A 20119-nucleotide genomic window follows, 5' to 3' on the forward strand; every position below is an offset into this window, starting at 1 on the left:
TATTTCGAACTGAAAGTTCTAATGATTATACGCAACTGATTTTGACGAACTAAAAGTTCGAATCATAGTACGCACTCAGCGCAGCTGAGCGCGAGTTCTTCCACGCTCGGCTGTGCCGAGTGTGGACTATTGACAAAACTTGTAGTTTTGATATTTCGAATTGAAAGTTCTAATGATTTTACGCAACTGATTTGGTCGAACTACAAGTTCGAATCATAGGACGCACTCAGCGCAGCTGAGCGCGAGTGCTACTTCATTAAATCCCAGCTCAGCCCCCATTTGGCCAAACGATAACGAATCGACCACCAAATGACGCCCAGGCCATAAATGGAACTTCTTTTGAAATTGATCGAGGAGGCTTCTTCGAAATATTTTGTCGGACAAGTCACCTCTCCAATTTCAAAGTTTTTCCAAAATATTTGAAGCACCATTTGATTGTCGAAAATGAAGTCGTCATCACATTTTTCGAAATTAACTGCTTGTAATACTTCTTTTGAAAATGCACGATAACCCGTGTGGTATTCCGACAATTTTTGATTAATCAGAATGTTTTGAAACAATGTCAACAAACGATTGGCTATGTATTTATAAATCGGCATTCCCCCTTTTAGGGCTCCTTTTCCTAAGATTCGAGAAGCAAAAACAACGGGATATAAGCCATTTCCAATTACAGAAATCATCGCCTTCAATAACAACGGTGTATATTGATAATCGGGATGTAACATAATTACAATATCACCATCCAATTCCAAGGCTTTTTTGTAACAAGTTTTTTGATTTCCTCCGTATCCTTTGTTTTTATCGTGGCGAATGATATGCTTTATTCCCACTTGCTTGGCCACTTCGACGGTATTGTCTGGACTATGATCATCCACTAAAATCACTTCATCCACCCAATCATGAGGGATTTCATTATATGTTTTTTCAAGTGTTAGTGCTGCTTTATAAGCAGGCATTACAACAATCACCTTTTTTCCTTCGTACATAAGATATAAGCCAAAGATTTACGAACTTTGTCTGATTAAACAGCAAAATTAATTATTTATGAGTGAAACTCTATTTTTTATTGTCTTTTCGGTTGCCGTTATTATAATTATGTTGGTCGACCTTGGTATTTTTAAATCAGGACCAGATAAAGATGTCACTTTTAAAGAAGCAGGGTTTTGGAGTGCTGTGTGGGTTTTGTTAGCTGTTTTGTTCTATGTTTTTTTGAGATTTAATGGTGCATTGGTGCATGGAATAAGTGATATTCCCTCTTTAACATTAGTTCAACAAGAATATGCAAAACATATTAATTTAGGAACTGGCGCTTTTGCTGATCAATTAGCTGTTTTTCAAAATAATATGTCGCTGGAGTTTATTACGGGCTATTTAGTTGAATATTCTTTGTCGGCAGATAATGTTTTTGTCTTTATTTTGATCTTCAACTCTTTCGGTGTTCAAGCCAGGTATTACAAGAAAATCTTGGTTTGGGGTGTTTTGGGAGCTATCATTTTACGCTTAATTTTTATCTTTTTAGGTGCTGCGTTGTTGAAGCAATTCGATTGGATTATTTATGTTTTTGGTGCTTTTTTAGTTTATACGGGAGTGAAAATATTAGTCAGTAAAGAAAATGAAGAACATATAGAACCTGGAGAACATCCAGTGGTTTTAATGCTTTCTAAGTTTTTTAATGTGTATAAAAGAAATGTTACAGGTCGGTTTTTTGTCCGTTTTAGAAAAACAGGCAAAATTTTCATAACACCCATTTTTGTTGTTGTGGTTGTCATCGCATTTACGGACATACTTTTTGCTGTCGATTCCATTCCAGCCATATTTTCCATTTCCAAAGATCCTTATATCGTATTTTTCTCCAATGTTTTTGCGGTGATGGGCTTACGATCTTTGTTTTTCTTTCTTTCGAATTTAATGGGATTGTTCAGATTCTTACCAATGGGTTTAGGAGTCCTTTTGAGTTTTGTTGGTATTAAAATGCTCGCGCATTCATTTTTAGAAAAAATCGGATTCGGAACTTTGTCTTCTCTTGCAGTAATTATTGGAATACTTGCTGTCAGCATTATTTTAAGTATTCTGATGCCAGAAAAAAAGTCTGAGGAGGCGTAGTTATTCCTTTAAATTATGCCATTCTTTGGTTAATTTCCTGTATTGAAGTGGTGGAACTTTCATCCATTCCTTAAATTGTTTATTGAAATGTGAAAGATTGCCAAATCCACTTTCAAAACAAATTTCTACCATGGATTTACTGCTTGTTCTCAGTAATTGACATGCGTGTTTTACGCGAAATTCGGTGACTAATTCGACAAATGTTTTGTTTGTAACCTTTTTGAAATATCGACAAAAAGCTGTTTCTGTCATATTTGCCAAATGCGCCACTTCGTCTAAATGCACCTCTTGAGTGTAATTTGCGATAACATATGCATAAACTCGATTGATTCTTTCTAAATCAATTTTTGAAAGGGAATAGATGGATTCACTACTCTCAATTGGCTGAAGGTCTGCCGATGCAACGCTTAAATGATATAATATTTGTAGGAATGATATTAGCTTAGGAAATGGGGCTAAATTATTCAACTGAAGCATTTCTCTAGCTATTTTGTCTTGCGTCGGCCCTTGAATAACAAAACCTTTCTTAGCCTTTTCAAATAAGCTTTTGATGCTTTGGCATTCATGTTGACTCATAAACGTTTCGCCTAAAAAATCTTGGTTAAAATGTATGACCAAGGCTTGAGAAGCTAAATAATTTTCATTTTCATTTAACCAATCCGAACGATGATTTTGCCAACAATGTGGTAGGTTAGATCCTAATAAAACGAGGTCCCCTGGTGAAAAATCCGCAATCTGATTTCCTACAAATCTTTTTCCTTCTCCAGATATAATCAAGGTTAATTCCAATTCAGGATGAAAATGATAGGGCGCATCAAAACGTTCTTGTTTGACTTCTTTGATACTAAAAGATTGTAAAGAATCTTGATTCAGGTGTTCTAAAGAAGCTTTCATTAAATGTAGTAAAATTACAGTTTGCTGTGTTTAGTTAGTCAATTTGGGTAAAATTGCATTAATTTTTACAAATATTAAGGAGGATTCAAAAGTTTTTTTTCTAGAAATTTGTTCAAAAAATTAATTTATGACCATCAATTACGACCTTAAGGCAGAATCAATAGCTAGTTTTCAAGAAAATGGGCATATTTATTTGCCCAATATTATTTCAAAGGATCAGTTGAGTCCTTACCGAAATGCCATCAAAAATTGGGCAGAAGAGTTTAAGAAAAATCAAAAACCCATGTCTGAAAGAGATACCTATGGAAAGGCGTTTCTACAAATGATGAATCTTTGGGAAGACAATGATCTAATTAAAGAATTTTCATTGTGTGCAGGTTTCGGTCAAATTGCTGCTCAATTGTTGGGTGTTGAAAGTGTTCGTCTATACCATGACCAAGCTTTGTTCAAAGAACCCAGAGGTGGACATACCCCTTGGCATCAAGATCAATATTATTGGCCAATTGATACAGATAAAACGGTGACTATGTGGATGCCTTTAGTTGATATTGAAGATGGAATGGGGATGTTAACTTTTGCTTCAAAAACCCAAAAGATTCAACTTCCAGCAATGAAGATTTCGGATGAATCAGAGAATTTCATCAGTGATTTTGTGAAAAATAATCAATTTCCCATCGTAGCTCAAAAAACAATGAATGCAGGAGATGCCACTTTTCACATGGGTTGGACTTTACATGCTGCACCGGGTAATACGACTCATACCATGAGGGAAGTGATGACCTTAATTTTTATAGATGCAAATGCCAAAGTCATTCAACCTCAAAATGAAAATCAGGAAGCAGATCGTCAGAGATGGTTATGTGGCTTAGTGCCAGGCTCACTAGCTAATTCAGAATTAAATCCAGTGGTGTTTTAAAATGGACAAGCGGAATTTAATGGCAAGTATTTTAAAACTGTTTTGCACCAAAATTCTTTTTCTTTCAAAGGGATTTCTACAGTGCCATAAAATGATTTTATTCTTGAAATAGCCGAATCAAATTGCTTGTTTTTCAAATCTTTCATCACTTCCATGTAGATGAATCTTGCAGCAATTTGTTTTTCAGGAACTCCTATTTTTGCTAAAGCATTTTTCATTTTTTGAAATCTTACTTCTGAATAGTTTGTTGCATTTTTATTGTACAAACTAGTCATGATTGTATTTTCAATAGCCTGTTTGACATTGAGTGTGTCAAAATCTTTGGTATAATTATTCATATTATTCACCAAATGTTCAAACAATGGATTTTCTTCATCCATCATTACCTTTTGGACAATTAGAAAACTGACCTTGTTCTCATAATCATTGGGTGAAATGGACCTTACAAGTTCATTGACAATTTCAATATTTTTAGTTGTATCCAATTTCAATCTTGTAAATGAAGCGGCAGAAACCATATCATCTAGGTTTCTAGCACCTTTATCAAATCCTTCAACCAATGCTTGCTGACGCTTAATAGGATCTTTTGCTCTATTTAATAAACCAATGATGTCTTTAACATTATTGGTTTCTTCCCCCGCTGCTTGAATATTCCAAACCTTACCTTCTGGTGAAAAAACTAGAAAAGTTGGAGTAGTTGCGATATAAATTTTATGCTTTCTCAAAAATGCATTGGCCTCTTTTTGACTAAGATCCAATTGGTAGGCATGAAAGTTTTTATCCAAGTAATTTTTGATTTCAGCTTTTTTTAATGTCTGATCGTATGCCATGCAATGATGACAAGTGGGCAAATAGGCTTCTAAAAAAACAGGCTTTTTTTCCTTAGAAGCAAGCGTAAATATGTTTTCAATATTCTCTAATTTACGAAATGATGGATTTGCGACTTTCTGAGAAAAAGAAGTAAAAAAAGTGATGATCAGTAATAAAATAATTCCAGCTGATTTCTTCATAAATTATTATTTTTCTCAAAAATACATTATCCTGCCCAATTTTCCCTATCCAAATTTCGGTAAGTAATAGCTTCAGCAATATGATGAGACTCAATATCAATTGAAACATCTAAATCTGCGATGGTTCGTGCTACTTTTAAAATCCGATCATATGCTCTCGCAGACAATTGTAATTTTTCCATGGCGTGCTTTAAAATCTGTTGCCCAACTTCATTTAATTGACATACTTTCTTAACTAATTCAGAGCCCATCATCGCATTACAATGAATATTCATGCTTCCCTCAAATCGTTGGATTTGCAGATTTCTCGCTTGTATAACCCTTGCTCGAATTTTTTCACTCGACTCCGCAACTCTAGCAGAGGTCATTTCCTCAAAGTTGACAGGTGTAATTTCAACATGTATATCAATTCGGTCTAAAAGGGGGCCTGATATTTTGTTTAAATACCGCTGAACAATTCCTGGACCACAAACGCAATCTTTGATGGGATGATTATAATAACCACATGGGCATGGGTTCATACTAGCTATTAACATAAAATTGGAAGGAAACTCCACCGCCCATTTTGCTCGAGAAATTAATACTTTTCTATCCTCTAAGGGTTGGCGCATTACTTCTAATGAATTTCTATTGAATTCTGGAAGTTCATCTAAAAACAAAATTCCATTATGGGCCAATGAAATTTCTCCCGGTTGTGGAGTTGAACCTCCTCCCACCAAAGCTGCCGTCGAAATCGTGTGATGCGGATTTCTATAAGGACGGGTAGAAATTAAAGAAGATTTACCAATGAGTTTTCCTGCCACTGAATGTATTTTGGTTGTTTCAAGCGCTTCTTTTAAGCTTAATGGAGGTAAAATGCTAGGTATCCTTTTGGCTAACATGGTTTTACCTGCCCCAGGAGGACCCACCATAATTAAATTATGCCCACCTGCAGCGGCTATCTCAAAAGCTCTTTTTGCATTTTCTTGTCCTTGTACATTGGAAAAATCGACGTCGAAACTTTGCATTTTATCAAAGAATAATTCTCTCGCATCCACTTCAATTCGAGGGAAATATTGCTTTCCTTTGAGAAATTGAATGGTATCGTACAAAGTTTCCATACCATAGACTTCCACATCTTTCACCACCGCCGCTTCAATGGCGTTTTCTTTCGGTAAAATGATTTTTTTGATGCCTCTTTTTTGAGCTTCCATCGCGATTGGTAAAGCTCCTTTTATGGGACGTAAAATTCCATCTAAGGAAAGTTCACCCATAATTACAAATTGTTCTAATTCTTGAAAGTGAACTTGTTCAGAAGCGTGTAAAATGGATAATGCGATTGGGAGATCATAGGCTGAACCCTCTTTTCTTACATCCGCTGGTGCAAGATTTACGACTACTTTTCTTCTCGGGAAAAAGAAACCAATGTTTTTAATAGCTGATTCCACTCTTTGAATGGATTCCTTGATGGTAGAATCAGGTAAGCCAACCAAAAAACATTTGGTTCCTTGATCCACACTCGTTTCTATGGTGATTAGGTATGCGGAAACGCCAAATACAGCACTTCCAAAGGTTTTTGCTAACATATTTTATTTTTATGTCGGCAATATATATGCAAATTGAATAGATTTTAATCAGTTAATTGGACTTTATCTTTTTTTACCAATAAGTTGATTTTTTTCCCAAAAGGAAGCGGTAAATTATTCGAAATGTGTCCACTTGGAAAATCAAAAACAATGGGAAAATCAAATCCTTCCGTATGTTCTATTACCAATTCTTGCAAGGATTTTCCCATAGCCAAACTAGCTTCTTTACAATCAGTAAATCCACCAATTAATAAACCTGATAACTGATTAAAAACGCCTGCCCTTTTTAATTGAACAAGCATTCGATCCACATGGTATAACCTTTCTCCAATTTCTTCAAGAATCAAAATCTTTCCAGCTGGATTTGGAAAACTATGACTTCCCAATAAATGAACCAATAAAGAAAGATTTCCACCGATGATAGGAGCGGAGGTTTCGCCTAATTTATTTAAGGGATGACCTTTTAATTCAATAGAAAAACGATCTTCAAATAATAATTGATGTAATTGTTCAAGAGCCAATTCTCCACCATCTTGAATATAATTATGGGGCATTGGGCCATGAATACTAGCTATTCCAATAGAATCCAAATGAACCAATAAGGCCGTGATATCAGAAAATCCAACAATCCATTTCGGATGCTTGAACAATGCGGAAAAATCTATTTGATCCAAAATTCTACTACAACCATATCCTCCTCTCAGTGGTAAAATGGCTTTTATATTCGGGTGATTTATGGCTAATTGAAAATCTGCTAATCTTTGCTGATCTGTACCTGCAAGTCCAAAATGTTGAGCAAAACAATTAGGAGCAAAATGAACTTTAAGTCCCCAATTTTCCAATGCTTGTATGCCACTCTTCCAGTTTTCGGAAGTTGGAGGGGATGCAGGAGATATTATCATCACCTCGTCACCCTTTTTTAGAAGTTCAGGGAATAGCATAATTAGTCAAATTTATTGCAAATTAATTTGAATTTATGGTTTAACAAATTTGATTTGAAGGTGTATTATTGTAAAATTTGTAATTTTAGAAAAATAATCAACTTTGAAAGACATTAACTCCCTCGATTTGGTGCATCCAGTTTATAACCCACATGCTGGATGGGCGAAGGATTTGTTATATTATTTCAATCTTTTTAAGGATGTTATTCCAAAGGATTTACTTGTTTCTGTTTATGTTGTCAATGATGGAAGCAAACAAGGTATATTAACAGAGGATATTCAATTTTTAGAAAATTCAATACCAAATTTTCATTTTATTTCTTTGGAGCAAAATCAAGGAAAAGGTGCCGCTTTGAGAGAAGCCGTCCGACAAACTAAGGCTGAAATTGTCATTTATACCGATGCTGATTATCCTTATTTGATTGAAAATGCGAAAGATATGTTGGACAGGCTGTTAAATCAAAAAGCAGATATTGTGGTTGGAGTAAGGGACGAGCAATATTATGACCAATTACCAACAATGAGGAAAATATTTTCTTTGTCGCTGAAAGTGATGAATTATTTATTTTTCCCAAAGCTCAAAGTAAAGGATACTCAATCCGGTTTAAAAGGTTTTAATCAAAAAGGGAAGGCAATTTTTCTTAAGACAAAAATTCCAGCATTTTTGTTTGACATGGAGTTTTTGGTTTTGGCTTCCAAGGCAAAAGATATTCGAGTCGATTGGATATATGTTCAGGTGAGAGAAGGGGTTGTGTTTTCTACCATGAAAACGAAAACTATTTTGACAGAGTTACTTAATTTCTCTTCGATTTTGATTCGTGGACTTTTCAAATAATGAAGAATAAAATATTGATTACCATTGATGTCGAAGAATGTGATGTTCCTATGGAATATGGCTACGACTTGTCTTTGGAAGAACAATTAGAGCTATCGCGAAAAGGCTTAGCTAATTTCATGGAGGTTGTTGAGCAGGAGGAGATTCCGATCACTATTTTTTGTACAGGTGTTTATGCAGAGAACAATCCTGAATGGATTAAGCAATTACATAAAAAGCATGAATTGGCCTCGCATGGTTTTTTTCATGGAAAATTTGATGCAAAAACAGATTTATTATCCTCAAAATTGCTTTTGGAAAACCTAAGTGGAAAACAAGTCTTAGGCTTTCGTATGGCTAGGATGCAATATGTAGATGAGCTGGAAATAAAAAAAGCGGGTTACCAATTTCATTCATCTTTGAATCCAACTTGGATTCCGGGTCGATATAATCATTTAAAATCGCCCAAATTGCCTTTTTTTGAACATGATTTATGGAATGTTCCTGCATCAGTTAGTCCCAATTTGCGAATACCTCTTTTTTGGTTGTCTTTTAAAAATTTCCCACTTGGGGTGTATAAAAAATTGGTCAAGGATACCTTAAAGGAACATGGATTTTTAAATATTTATTTTCATCCTTGGGAATTTACCGATTTATCGAAGTATCCATTACCAAATCACGTAAAGAAAGGTTCAAAAGGAGAACTGCTAAAGAAACTTTCTGATTTATTGAAATGGTTGAAAAAAGAAAATTTAGGAGACTTTACTACTATGGCTGATTACGTTAAAACTTTAAGCAATGAATCAAAGTAAATATTGGTATAAAAATGAAAAAGTACTTTTCATTCTTTGGATGCTGGCTGGTGTAGTGACAGCCATAAAGCAATATTCATTGGGTGAAATAAATTCGCATATCAATAATTTTATCATATTCATTTCTAGCTATGGGCATTTTATACAAAAGGTAAATTTGTATGAATTGTATCCCAAAGAATACTTCGATTTATATTTATATGGGCCAATATTTTCTATTTTAATTGCTCCTTTTGCCGTCTTACCCACATCAGTTTCATTGGTGTTTTGGAATACTTTGAACGCATTAGCTTTGTTTTTTGCCATTTGGAATTTGCCCTTGGGCATAGAAAAGAAAAGCGGCATATTATGGATTATTCTAAATTCATTGATCACGGCAATGTTAAATACGCAGTTTCATGGACTTTGCGTGGCTATGATTATTTGGAGCTATGTGTTTTTAATAAAAGATAAAGTCAGCTGGGCAACCTTGTTTATTGCATTGGGCATTTTTATCAAATTATATGGCGTAATTGGATTGGCGTTTTTCTTTTTCACTAAGGACAAGTGGAAATTTGTAAAATATTTTATTTTCTGGACGTTGTTGATCCTTGCATTGCCATTATTGGCAGGAGGTTGGCATTATGGCATTCAATGTTATATAGATTGGATGCATGTGTTAAACCATAAAAATGATATAAATGTAGATTTGGCCAATACAAGGACGGACGTTTGTGTCATGGGTATGATCCGAAGAATTACTCAAATCGGCGATTTGTCAAATTTATGGTTCTTGATACCTTCGATGATGTTAAATATTTGGGTGTTTTTTCAAACAAGTAAATGGGATAATCGCATTTTTCAATTGCGAATTTTGGCATTTATGCTTCTATATTTGATGCTTTCGAGTACTGGCACGGAGTCGCCTACATTAATCATGGCCTTTCCTGGAGTGGGACTATGGTTTGTTTTGTCTAAGAAAAGTAAAATTCATTGGGCTTTGTTAGTTTTCACTTTACTGATTTCTAGTTTTTCTCCCACTGATATTTTCCCGAAATACCTTAGGGAGCACTGGATTAACCCTTATGCTTTAATGATATTGCCCCTATTTCTGGTGTGGTGTTTTCTTGCTTATGAATTAAGGACGGAAGAGGAAGGTATAATTATAGGAAAATAACCTCTTTAATGATTTCATTTTGGGCTGACTTGTTGATCAATTCGATCATTTTTTGTTTGGCCATCAATAATTCTTTTTTCAAGGGAGCAGAATCTAGTTTTAAATACAGTTTTTCGTTTTTAACATGCACGGAAATAGTTCTTGCTGCAATGGGTTTTCCCATGATTTGTTCCCAATTTGCTTCAACATAAGTTTCGTCAAATTTATTTTGGAGTTGGTAGATTTTTAGCAAAGATTCTATGGCTTCTTTGAGGGAATGGCTTTCATTTTTTCTGTTTGAGGCTCTAGGGATTTTGGGAATGAAAGGAGAATCCATGGATGATTTTTTACGAATTTTTCAAAGTTAATTGAAATACTGAGTGAATTTTGAAAGTTTGCGACGAAATTTTAATTTTTTTTAATTTTTTTTTAATTTTTTAATTCTAAAAAAAGTACCCTATTATGCTTGAATTTTTGAAGAAAATATCAAATTAATACAATGGATGAAAAAAAATGGCAATAAATTTCCGTTGTAAGGACTTTGTAGGTTATCAAAATTAAATTAGAATTGCATTACTTTTGCCTTTAAAGAGAAAAACAGCGACAGCGAAAACTATGAAAACTACGTTTAGTTGTTTTTTCCAAAAGTGTTGTTTAACAAATAATTCTTTAACCCCCAAATTACAAACTAATGAGTACACAACAACCAAAGCCAGCTGCTAAGCCAGCTGCAGCCCCAAAAAAATCAGGCGGTATTTCTGCAGGATTAATTCTTATCATTTTATTTGTCATCGCTTTAGCAATTTACAATTTTGTAATGGGTGATGGATCTCACTTCGAAGGTGGTACTAGCGAAGGACACCCACTTCCAGGCGATTATTTCGGTATCGTTTACAAGGGTGGAGTTATTGTACCAGTTTTAATGACATGTTTCTTAACTGCATTAACATTTTCAATTGAGCGTTTATTCACTATCGGTAAAGCAAAAGGTACTGGTGATGTAAATGCATTCGTACGTTCAGTACAAGCAGCTTTAGACAAAGATGATGTTGAGTCTGCAATCAAAGCTTGTGATAAGCAAAAAGGTTCAGTAGGTAACGTTACTTTATCTGCTATCAAAAAATACAAGCAATTAATTTCTGATTCTTCTCTTGATAAGGAGCAAAAATTAGCTGCATTGAGCAAAGAAGTTGAAGAAGCTACTTCATTGGAGTTACCAATGTTAGAGAAAAACTTAACTATCATTGCAACATTAGCATCAGTTTCAACTTTGATCGGTTTATTAGGTACTGTAATCGGTATGATTAAAGCGTTCTCGGCATTAGGTAATTCAGGAGGATCAACTGATTCAACTGCTTTAGCAAATGGTATCTCTGAGGCACTTGTTAATACTGCATTAGGAATTGGTACTTCAGCTATCTGTATCATTGCTTATAACTTATTTACATCTAGAATTGATGAGTTAACTTACAGCATTGATGAGATTGGTTTAAGTGTAAACCAAAACTATGCTACGCATCATAATTAATATTTGAACCCTGCAGTTAATTCTGCGTGTATATTATTTTTTCACAGTTCAAATTTAAATTGTTATGCCAAAAGTTAAAGCCAAACGACAAAGTGTTTCACTCGATATGACAGCGATGTGTGACGTGGCTTTCCTTTTATTGACGTTCTTCATGTTAACCGCGAAGTTTCGTCCTGAGGAGGCAGTTACGATCGTACCACCGTCATCTATTTCGGAGAAACCTTTGAATATAAAGGATGGATTATTAACCATCAGTGTTTCGAATGAGGGAGGGGTATATTTGGCAACTGACGACCGTGCAGCTAGAGAATTTATGTTGGAGCGTATGGCTAATCGCTATGGAATCGCTTTGACAGCTACAATGAAGAAGAATTATTTAGCTTCTGAAATTGTGGGTTATCCAGCAGGTGCAATGCGTCAGGTGTTAGGAATGAAACCTTCTGAAGCAAAGGATAAAGGTTTTCTTAAAGGAGTCCCAATTGACTCAGCCAATAATGAATTATCCTATTGGGTAGGATATGCCAAATTATCAAATCCTGAGTTGAAGATTGCTATAAAGGGAGATCAGAACAGTAATTACAAAGTATTTGCTGATGTTATTGGTACTTTGCAAGCGCAAAATATTAATATCTTCCAATTGGTTACTTCACCTGAGAATAGACCAAAATAAAAGTTTACATTTTTAATTAGAATAAGAAATGGCAGAAATAGATAGCTCCGGTGGAGGCAAGAAAGGCGGAGGTAAGAAGCGAAGTAAAAAAATGTCGACCAAAATCGACATGACCCCAATGGTAGACTTAGGCTTCTTATTGATTACTTTCTTTATGTTGACGACTACGTTGGCAAAGCCTGTAACCATGCAATTAAACATGCCTGACAAAACGGATACTAAGGAAACATCTCCTGTTAAATTGTCTGAAACCTTAACGGTTATTCCAGATGAGAACAAGGTGTATTATTACCAAGGTATTCCTACTGAGTCAGCTACAGTATTGGAGGTTACCGATTATTCAGCCACTGGAATACGCAAGGTTATTGCGGATTTGAAAGCGAAGGTTGGTAGTAACTTTACCTTAGTAATTAAGCCGACGAAGAAAGCGAAGTACCGTAATATGGTCGATATGCTTGATGAATGTGCGATCACCAATAATAAGCGTTATGCTTTATTAGAAATTGATCCAGCTTCTGAGGATTTAATAAAACGTTCAGGTAAATAATGGGTTTTACCCTTTTAATTAATTTTTAAATAGAATCAAATATGTCACAAGTAATAAGCAATGATGCTACGTTGGATGACATTATCTTTAAAGATAAGAACCGTGAGTTTGGGGCTTTTGTTTTAAGGACAACTTATCCAAAAGTAATCAAGCGGTCGGTATTACTAGGTTCGGCACTTTTTGTTGGAGCTTTATTATTAGCTGCATTCTGGAAACAGTTGACTGCTAATATCCAAGAAAAACAAGAGGTGACAGCTGAGGTAATGAAGTTGGACACTCCGCCACCTGCAAAGAAAGTGGAATTGCCTCCTCCGCCACCACCGCCACCACCAAAAGAAATCCCTAAGGTAACAACTACTAAGTTTTTACCTCCAGAGATTAAACATGATGAAGAAGTAACAAAACCAGAGCCACCACCAGAGGAGGTTAGAGGTAATACGGCTTCGGAAACTGTTAAAGGTGAAACCGAAAATTATGAGCCACCAGTAGATCCAGATTCTAAAGGTAAAGAGGAGCCAGTTGAGCCACCGAAGCCTGCTGAAGATGAAATCTTTACTGCAGTTGAGCAAAATGCTGAGTTCCCTGGTGGGCCTGCAGCATTTGGTAGATACCTTCAAAGAAGTTTGAAGTATCCATCAGCAGCTCAAAGAGCGAATGTTGGAGGTAAAGTATATGTTCAGTTCGTTGTTAATACGGATGGTTCCATTCAAGACGTTCAGGTTATCAAATCTGTAGGTTTCGGTTGCGATGAAGAAGCTATTCGTGTAATTAAATCAGGTCCTAAATGGAATCCTGGTAAACAAGCTGGACGTGCAGTACGTTCAAGATTTACCCAGCCAATTACTTTCCAATTGTCTGAGTAATTATAGATTTGATTAATTGCAGACCTGCTAAACATTTTATTTGGCAGGTCTGTTTATTTAAAAAGGATTATATGAAAAAGCCCTTAACCATTTGGATTAATGTGTTTTTTAGAACCATTGTTGCGATTGCCTATGCAAGTCTAGGCTATTATGTTGCTTTTGTTTCTGAATTTCAATTAGGTCTTTTGTTCGGTGTTCCCACTGTTTATATGTTGGGTATACTTTTTATGATTTATGGACTTTTTCGCTTGGTTCGTGCTTATATCTATTGGAAAGAATTTGATGATTTAAATGATGACCCTTCTGAAAAATATGGCGAATATGAATCCTAAATATGCTTATTTTATATTATTTAGTTTGTTAATGATTAGTTCTTGTTCTAAGAATAGTGATCAAAAACAAAAAGATGGTCCTGCTACAGGTGAAATTACAATTGCAGTGGACGAATCTTTTCAACATGTCTTGAATGCAGAAAAGGCAGCTTTTGAAGACAATTATCATTTCGCTAAAATCCATTTAAAATTAGGTGTTGAAAATGAATCTATTGCTGATTTATTGAATGATAAGGTTCGTGCTGCTATCGTTACAAGAGATTTGACGGACGCTGAGCAAGAAATTTTTAAGCGTGAAAAAATAACTTATCGTAGTTTTCGTTTTGCTGCTGATGGAATAGCCTTGTTGGTTAATAAATCTAATTCGGATACATTAATCAATTTAAATCAATTGAAAAATGTATTACTTGGTAACCTGAAAACTTGGGAATCTATCGGGGCTCAAAAATCCAAAGGTCCAATTACTTTGGTTGTTGATAAGGCGAATTCAAGTAATATAAAGTATCTAATGGATTTATTTAAAATTCCTGCAAATGCAAGTTTGAATGTATTTGCGGCCGGTTCTAATAAAAAAGTAATTGAATACGTGAAAGAGCATCCAAATTCGATTGGTTTAATTGGCTCGAATTGGATAAGCGATGGAGATAATCCAACCTCTTTAGGATTTATTCGTTCTGTAAATATTATGTCCGTTGCGGCCAACGAAACAAAATTGAAAGAAGATTATTTCCAACCTTTTGGCTATAATTTAGCCTTAAAAAAATACCCCTTACGAAGGGAAATTAAAATTATATTGAAAGAGTCTTATCTTGGATTAGGTACTGGTTTTGTAAATTATGTTTGTGGTGATATGGGTCAATTAATTGTATTGAAGGATGGTTTAATCCCTCTGACCCGACCTATCACGATTAGACAATATCAAATTAGTCAATAATTAATTTTTATAGTCGATTTTTGAAATTATTTGAAGATTTATAATTATTTTTGTACTCTATTTGCAATTTAACTTTTTTGGTATTTAGTTGAATTTTTTCAATGTAAGCCTAAGAAAAAAACATAAAAGCTTTTAATATTTATTAACAATGAAGAAAATGAAATCGTGGATTGTGGGATTGGGTTTATTGATCTCCAATATGGCTTTAGGTCAAACAGTACAAGATGGTCTTAATTTTTTAGATCGTCATCAACCAAACAGAGCTAAGCAAGTATTTGAATCTTTAGTTGCTTCAGCACCTACTGGAGAAAATTATTTTTATTTGGGGTATTATTTTTTAAATCGCCGTGATTGGGATTCAGCAAAAGCTGCATTTGAAAAAGGGAAAGCAGCTGACCCTAAAAATTACCTTAATCAAGTTGGTTTAGCTTCTATCTTAGTAGGTCAAAATAATGTTAATGCTGCGAAAGTGGAATTTGATCGTATTTTAGCTGAGACTAAATCTAAAAATCCAGAAGTATTGTATCGCATTGCTGAGGCCTATGAAATGTATTATATTTTAGGTAAAGAGGATAGTTTCAATGCTTCAAACAATGATCCAGCAGAAGCCATTCGTTTGATTGATTTGATTCAAGAAAAAACGAAAAAGCTTCCAAATCCTGAGCAATATATTGTGAAAGGTGATGCTTATTTGATTAAGAACGATGGAGGAAATGCTGTAACTGCTTATGAGCAAGCTTTGTTGCAGGATCCTAAGAACGTGAAGGCGAAAATTAAAATCGGAGTTGTTTATCTACGTGGTAAAAACTACAAAGAAACTCAAGCTAGATACAAAGAGGCTTTAGATTTAGATTCTAATTATGCACCTGGTATCAAACGTTACGGTGAGTATTTGATCGTAGGAAATCAATATAAGAATGCTTCTCGTTATTTTAGAAAGTATTTAGAAAAAGCAGAGGCTACGCCAGAAGTTACTTTAGAAACTGCGAAATTATTGTTTCTTTCTAAAGATTATGATGGTGCAATGAAATACACAAATGAAGCTGAATCTAAAGGCGTAAAGGATAATGACATTTTCCGTATGCGTGGATATTCGAATGTTGAAATGGGTAATTTTCAACAAGGAATTGATAATTTAGATGGTATGGTTAAGCGTGGTGTAAAACCTTTTTACCAAGATGATATCTATTTTGGAAAAGGATACCAAGGTTTAGGTAAAGATTCCCTAGCTATAGCTTATTTTGAGAAAGCTGCACCTTTAGATACAAACAATAACGTTTATTCAATGATTCATGATATTCGTTACAAGCAAAAGAGATATTTAGATGCCTCAGCAGCTGGATTGAATAGTATCAATTGGAAAAAGAAAAAAAATCAAACTGTTGGTTCAGGAGATTATTTTAAAGTAGCGATGGATTTGTATTTAACTGCTGCTTACATCAACAAAGCTGACACAATTGCTCGTCCTGCGATGGCAATGCGTGCTGATTCAATGTTTGCAAAAGCAATTGAAATCAATGACAAATGGCCTCCTTTCTATATCAATAGAGCTCGTGCTAATAACTTTATTGATTTTAGTGGTACAAGATGGTTAGGCCGTGAGCATTATGAGAAGTTTTTAACTGCTGTTGAAACTCAAAAAGCAGATAAAGCAAGTCAATACAAAGAAGATAAAAATCAATTGTTTGAAGCATATAAGTATTTGGGTGGATATAATTTATCTGTAACCAAAGATGAAGCAAAAGCAAAAGAGATGTTCCTGAAAGCCCAGGAAATAAAAGCTGATGATCCAGATATCAAAGCATATTTCAATCCTGAGCCTGCAACAGCTCCTAAAAAATAAGTAAAAAAGGCTGTCAAAATTGACAGCCTTTTTTTATGTCTTATCTTTGTAAAAAATAGAATCAATATGTCGTACGCAGTAATAACAGGAGCAAGTAAAGGAATAGGTCGTGAAATAGCATTTGAGTTAGCATCAAGAGGTTATCATTTATTAATTGTTGCTCGTAATTCTTATGAATTGCAAATGGTCAAGGATGAGGTAAAAAAGAAATTCAATGTTGAAGTAGAATTTTTGGTTTTGGATTTATCCCAAATAGATGCTGTTTCAAAATTATTCGATTGGGTTGTTGAAAAAAATGTCGACGTTCGAATTTTGGTTAATAATGCTGGATACGGCTTGGTAGGAGATTTTGAAAAATATAGCCTTTCTGATCATCAAAAAATGATGCAAGTGAATATGAATGCAGTGGTTGAATCTTGCTATCGATTTTTCCCAATGTTAGAAGGAAAAGGTCAAACCTATATTTTAAATATTGCAAGTTCAACAGCTTATCAAGCAATTCCATTAATGAGTTTATATGCAGCAACAAAAGTCTTTGTGCTTAATTTTTCAAGAGGTTTGCACCATGAATGGTTAAAAAAGGGAATTTCAGTCACAGTAGTTAGTCCGGGTGCTACAAGTACTTCTTTTAATGATCGAGCTAATTTGCAAGATAAGGCTAGAAAAGCGGCAGAAAAGGTTACGATGACACCTGAGTCTGTTGCAAAAATTGCTGTTGAAGGAATGTTTGCAAAAAAAACTGAGGTAATCACTGGCTTTATAAATAAGTTGGGTGCATTTTTAGCTTGGGTTGCCCCTAAATCATTGAGTGAAAAAGTGGCGAAAGGGATATATGAGTAATCGTAATTTGAGTGTTGGAATGAGCTGGTTGATTTAATCAAAATTTAATCAGCTCATTCCCTCATCAACTATTTTATTATCAATAATCTTTTTGTTTCACTCCAATCTTTTTCGATAATTTTCAATAAATATATACCATTTTTTAAATCAATATTTTCGAAGTTGATTTTTTCAAAATTCTCCGTTATTATTTTAGTATAGACCACTTCACTTCTTAAATCATAAATGATTATTTCTGAGTTTTGTAATGATTTATTAGAGGATAAATAAAAGAAATCTCCATGATTGGGGTTAGGAAAGATTGATGTGTTTATTTCGATCATAGGGTGGTTTTTAGCATTTGTCAGATTTAATTCCTCGTTTAATACTGTTGGCTTTTTGATTGAATTAAAAGGCCTAATAATTATTGGATCACTGAAATTTGACCAACATCCATCAAAATTTTGAATTCTATATTGAATGGTATCTTCCTTGCTTGCGTATATTGTTTTATTTGATCGTCCATTTGTCCATTCATATTTTAAAGCAGTTTCTGTAATATTTATTTGAACCGAATCGTTTGGCGTGAATTCAATTAAATTTTGATTGATTACTGGTTTTTTGGGTGTATCGATTACCGTAATGTATTTCGTGTCAGACCAATCAGACCAACAAATTCCATTATCACTTACTCTCAATTGAATGGGATATGTGCCGCTATTCGTTTTTTGGAACGTAATTGTATTTGTGTTACTATGATTGTTCCATTCAGAATAGGGGTAAGTATCATTACTAATTAACACGATCTTTTCTTCTTTGCAGATTTTATTTTTAGGAACTTTTACGATCGGTTTTTGTACGATTGGGTATCTATCAATAACAACTAATTCAGATCTATATATACAGTCATTATCTTGGTAAACAGCCTGATAATATCCATTTTCAATATTTTCACTGATTAGTTCAGTCCTAGAAAAGCTGTGTCCGTCTTTTTCCCAGTTGATAAAATTTATCCTTTCACTACAATGACTTTCAATACTTATGGGGCTTGTCGCACAGATTATATCTTTAAAATTTTTCACTATAGAGATTTCTGGTTTTTTTAGACGGGTAAGAAAGATGGTATCTGATGTTGTTTTTAGGTTTTCACATGTAAATTGAAAATGAAGATTCGTATCAGCTTGAATGATTATTTCAAATTCGTTTCCTGAAATGTGTTGAATGGATTTGAAAAAGGGTTCTTTTTTGAATAGTGTACATCCACTTATTTTTATTCGATAGAATGAACTATCGCAATTTTTTTCAATTGTATCTATAAGTATTATTGTTGAATCTATGATAACTGGAGTCGTGATATCTGACTCATCAATAAAAGTCAAAGAATCAATACTCGTTATTGGAATTATGCTTGGCTCACAATTAATGGGTAATTGTGGATTTGAGATTGCTGGAGTTTCTATCATGACTGGTTCTGTGAAGATTGGAGTCGATATGACAACTATTGGAGCAGGATTAACAATCGCTATCGGTTCAGTTATCGCAGGTTTGTTAATAATGGAATCCACAGGTGCTGGAATTGTAGGGACAGGATTAACAATGACGACGGGTTCAACGACCGCAGGTTTGTTAGCAACAGAATCCGCAGGTGCAGGAATAGCTGGAATAGGATTAACAATGACAACAGGTTCAATGACCGCAGGTTTGTTAGCAACGGAATCTACAGGTGCAGGAATAGCAGGGACAGGATTAACAATCGCTATTGGTTCAGTTACCGCTGGTTTGTTAGCAACGGAATCTATAGGAGTCGGAATTACAGGCACAGGATTAACAATGACCACAGGTTCAACGACAGTTGGTTTGTTGGCAACGGAATCCACGGGAGCAGGAATTGCAGGAACTGGATTAACAATGACTACAGGTTCAACAACCGCCGGTTTGTTAGCAACGGAATCAATAGGTGCAGGAATAGCAGGTGCAGGATTAACAATGACTACGGGTTCAACGAAAGCAGGTTTGTTAGCAACGGAATCCACAGGTGCAGGAATAGCTGGAATAGGATTAACAATGACCACGGGTTCAACAACAGCTGGTTTGTTGGCAACGGAATCTACGGGAGCAGGAATTGCAGGTACAGGATTAACAATGACCACGGGTTCTACGACAGTTGGTTTGTTAGCAACGGAATCCGGGGGAGCAGGAATTGCAGGAACTGGATTAAAAATAACTACAGGTTCAACAACAGCTGGTTTGTTAGCAGCGGAATCTACAGGTGCAGGAATAGCTGGAATAGGATTAACAATGACCACGGGTTCAACAACAGCTGGTTTGTTGGCAACGGAATCTACGGGAGCAGGAATTGCAGGTACAGGATTAACAATGACCACGGGTTCTAC

General features: G+C 34.9%; 21 protein-coding genes. 14 read left to right on the forward strand and 7 right to left on the reverse strand.

Translation table 11 applies throughout. The features are described from left to right. Positions 1-248: 248 nt before the first annotated feature. The gene (locus tag V7S79_RS06240; protein WP_459489701.1) at positions 249-986 is read right to left on the reverse strand and encodes a glycosyltransferase family 2 protein; all 738 of its coding nucleotides are present in this window, start codon (positions 984-986) and stop codon (positions 249-251) included. Between the two features lie 58 nt (positions 987-1044). Here V7S79_RS06240 and V7S79_RS06245 point away from each other — a divergent pair, with 58 nt between their 5' ends. Further along, positions 1045-2103, forward strand: a complete 1059-nt coding sequence (locus V7S79_RS06245) for a TerC/Alx family metal homeostasis membrane protein (RefSeq protein ID WP_459489702.1) — start codon at positions 1045-1047, stop codon at positions 2101-2103. On the opposite strand, the gene V7S79_RS06250 is transcribed toward V7S79_RS06245, so the two are convergent. Continuing rightward, entirely contained in the window at positions 2104-2997 is an 894-nt protein-coding gene (locus V7S79_RS06250; protein ID WP_459489703.1) for an AraC family transcriptional regulator, read from the reverse strand. A gap of 127 nt (positions 2998-3124) precedes the next feature. Between V7S79_RS06250 and V7S79_RS06255 the strand changes: the two genes are divergently transcribed. Next, the gene (locus tag V7S79_RS06255) at positions 3125-3913 is read left to right on the forward strand and encodes a phytanoyl-CoA dioxygenase family protein (RefSeq protein ID WP_459489704.1); all 789 of its coding nucleotides are present in this window, start codon (positions 3125-3127) and stop codon (positions 3911-3913) included. On the opposite strand, the gene V7S79_RS06260 is transcribed toward V7S79_RS06255, so the two are convergent. The 3 genes from V7S79_RS06260 to V7S79_RS06270 are packed head-to-tail and all read right to left on the reverse strand — an operon-like array spanning position 3910 to position 7390. Beyond that, complete coding sequence (locus V7S79_RS06260) at positions 3910-4923, reverse strand: thioredoxin family protein (RefSeq protein ID WP_459489705.1); 1014 nt, start codon at positions 4921-4923, stop codon at positions 3910-3912. The two genes, V7S79_RS06255 and V7S79_RS06260, sit on opposite strands and share 4 nt — an antisense overlap. Before the next feature lie 26 nt (positions 4924-4949). Then, on the reverse strand, positions 4950-6488 hold the full coding sequence (locus V7S79_RS06265; protein ID WP_459489706.1) for a YifB family Mg chelatase-like AAA ATPase: 1539 nt from the start codon (positions 6486-6488) through the stop codon (positions 4950-4952). A 44-nt stretch (positions 6489-6532) separates the two neighbouring features. Next, positions 6533-7390, reverse strand: a complete 858-nt coding sequence (locus V7S79_RS06270; protein WP_459489883.1) for a S66 peptidase family protein — start codon at positions 7388-7390, stop codon at positions 6533-6535. A 142-nt stretch (positions 7391-7532) separates the two neighbouring features. On the opposite strand from V7S79_RS06270, the gene V7S79_RS06275 reads away from it, so the two are divergent. From V7S79_RS06275 to V7S79_RS06285, 3 genes are read left to right on the forward strand one after another with little or no spacing between them, the layout of a single operon-like run. Then, complete coding sequence (locus tag V7S79_RS06275; RefSeq protein WP_459489707.1) at positions 7533-8264, forward strand: glycosyltransferase family 2 protein; 732 nt, start codon at positions 7533-7535, stop codon at positions 8262-8264. Further along, the gene (locus V7S79_RS06280; protein ID WP_459489708.1) at positions 8264-9055 is read left to right on the forward strand and encodes a polysaccharide deacetylase family protein; all 792 of its coding nucleotides are present in this window, start codon (positions 8264-8266) and stop codon (positions 9053-9055) included. Before V7S79_RS06275 ends, V7S79_RS06280 begins: the two co-directional genes overlap by 1 nt. Then, positions 9042-10211: a glycosyltransferase family 87 protein gene (locus V7S79_RS06285; protein WP_459489709.1), complete on the forward strand. Its 1170-nt coding sequence runs from the start codon at positions 9042-9044 to the stop codon at positions 10209-10211. Before V7S79_RS06280 ends, V7S79_RS06285 begins: the two co-directional genes overlap by 14 nt. Here the strand turns inward: V7S79_RS06285 and V7S79_RS06290 are convergent. After that, positions 10198-10527 carry a DciA family protein gene (locus tag V7S79_RS06290; protein ID WP_459489710.1) on the reverse strand — a complete coding sequence of 110 codons (330 nt, stop codon included), beginning with the start codon at positions 10525-10527 and terminating at the stop codon, positions 10198-10200. The genes V7S79_RS06285 and V7S79_RS06290 overlap by 14 nt on opposite strands. 354 nt (positions 10528-10881) lie before the next feature. Here V7S79_RS06290 and V7S79_RS06295 point away from each other — a divergent pair, with 354 nt between their 5' ends. The 8 genes from V7S79_RS06295 to V7S79_RS06330 all read left to right on the forward strand — a co-directional run bounded on the left by V7S79_RS06295 (position 10882) and on the right by V7S79_RS06330 (position 17747). Further along, entirely contained in the window at positions 10882-11718 is an 837-nt protein-coding gene (locus V7S79_RS06295) for a MotA/TolQ/ExbB proton channel family protein (protein WP_459489711.1), read from the forward strand. Between the two features lie 64 nt (positions 11719-11782). Then, positions 11783-12388 carry an ExbD/TolR family protein gene (locus V7S79_RS06300; RefSeq protein ID WP_459489712.1) on the forward strand — a complete coding sequence of 202 codons (606 nt, stop codon included), beginning with the start codon at positions 11783-11785 and terminating at the stop codon, positions 12386-12388. Between the two features lie 28 nt (positions 12389-12416). Then, on the forward strand, positions 12417-12935 hold the full coding sequence (locus V7S79_RS06305; protein ID WP_459489713.1) for an ExbD/TolR family protein: 519 nt from the start codon (positions 12417-12419) through the stop codon (positions 12933-12935). A gap of 41 nt (positions 12936-12976) precedes the next feature. Beyond that, on the forward strand, positions 12977-13798 hold the full coding sequence (locus tag V7S79_RS06310; protein WP_459489714.1) for an energy transducer TonB: 822 nt from the start codon (positions 12977-12979) through the stop codon (positions 13796-13798). 71 nt (positions 13799-13869) lie between these two features. Beyond that, complete coding sequence (locus tag V7S79_RS06315; RefSeq protein ID WP_459489715.1) at positions 13870-14130, forward strand: hypothetical protein; 261 nt, start codon at positions 13870-13872, stop codon at positions 14128-14130. Next, positions 14111-15064, forward strand: coding sequence for a PstS family phosphate ABC transporter substrate-binding protein (locus tag V7S79_RS06320; protein ID WP_459489716.1), 954 nt, complete (start codon positions 14111-14113; stop codon positions 15062-15064). Before V7S79_RS06315 ends, V7S79_RS06320 begins: the two co-directional genes overlap by 20 nt. 148 nt (positions 15065-15212) lie before the next feature. After that, positions 15213-16907 (forward strand): tetratricopeptide repeat protein, encoded by a 1695-nt coding sequence (locus V7S79_RS06325; RefSeq protein WP_459489717.1) that lies wholly within the window; start codon positions 15213-15215, stop codon positions 16905-16907. 66 nt (positions 16908-16973) lie between these two features. After that, positions 16974-17747, forward strand: coding sequence for an SDR family NAD(P)-dependent oxidoreductase (locus V7S79_RS06330; protein WP_459489718.1), 774 nt, complete (start codon positions 16974-16976; stop codon positions 17745-17747). Positions 17748-17815: 68 nt separating this feature from the next. Here the strand turns inward: V7S79_RS06330 and V7S79_RS06335 are convergent, their stop codons facing one another. Next, entirely contained in the window at positions 17816-19189 is a 1374-nt protein-coding gene (locus V7S79_RS06335; RefSeq protein WP_459489719.1) for a T9SS type A sorting domain-containing protein, read from the reverse strand. Here V7S79_RS06335 and V7S79_RS06340 point away from each other — a divergent pair. Beyond that, positions 19149-20119, forward strand: a 971-nt coding sequence (locus V7S79_RS06340) for a hypothetical protein (protein ID WP_459489720.1), incomplete at its 3' end; no start/stop codon positions are given. The two genes, V7S79_RS06335 and V7S79_RS06340, sit on opposite strands and share 41 nt — an antisense overlap.

The sequence above is a fragment of the Aquirufa sp. ROCK-SH2 genome (assembly GCF_054558315.1).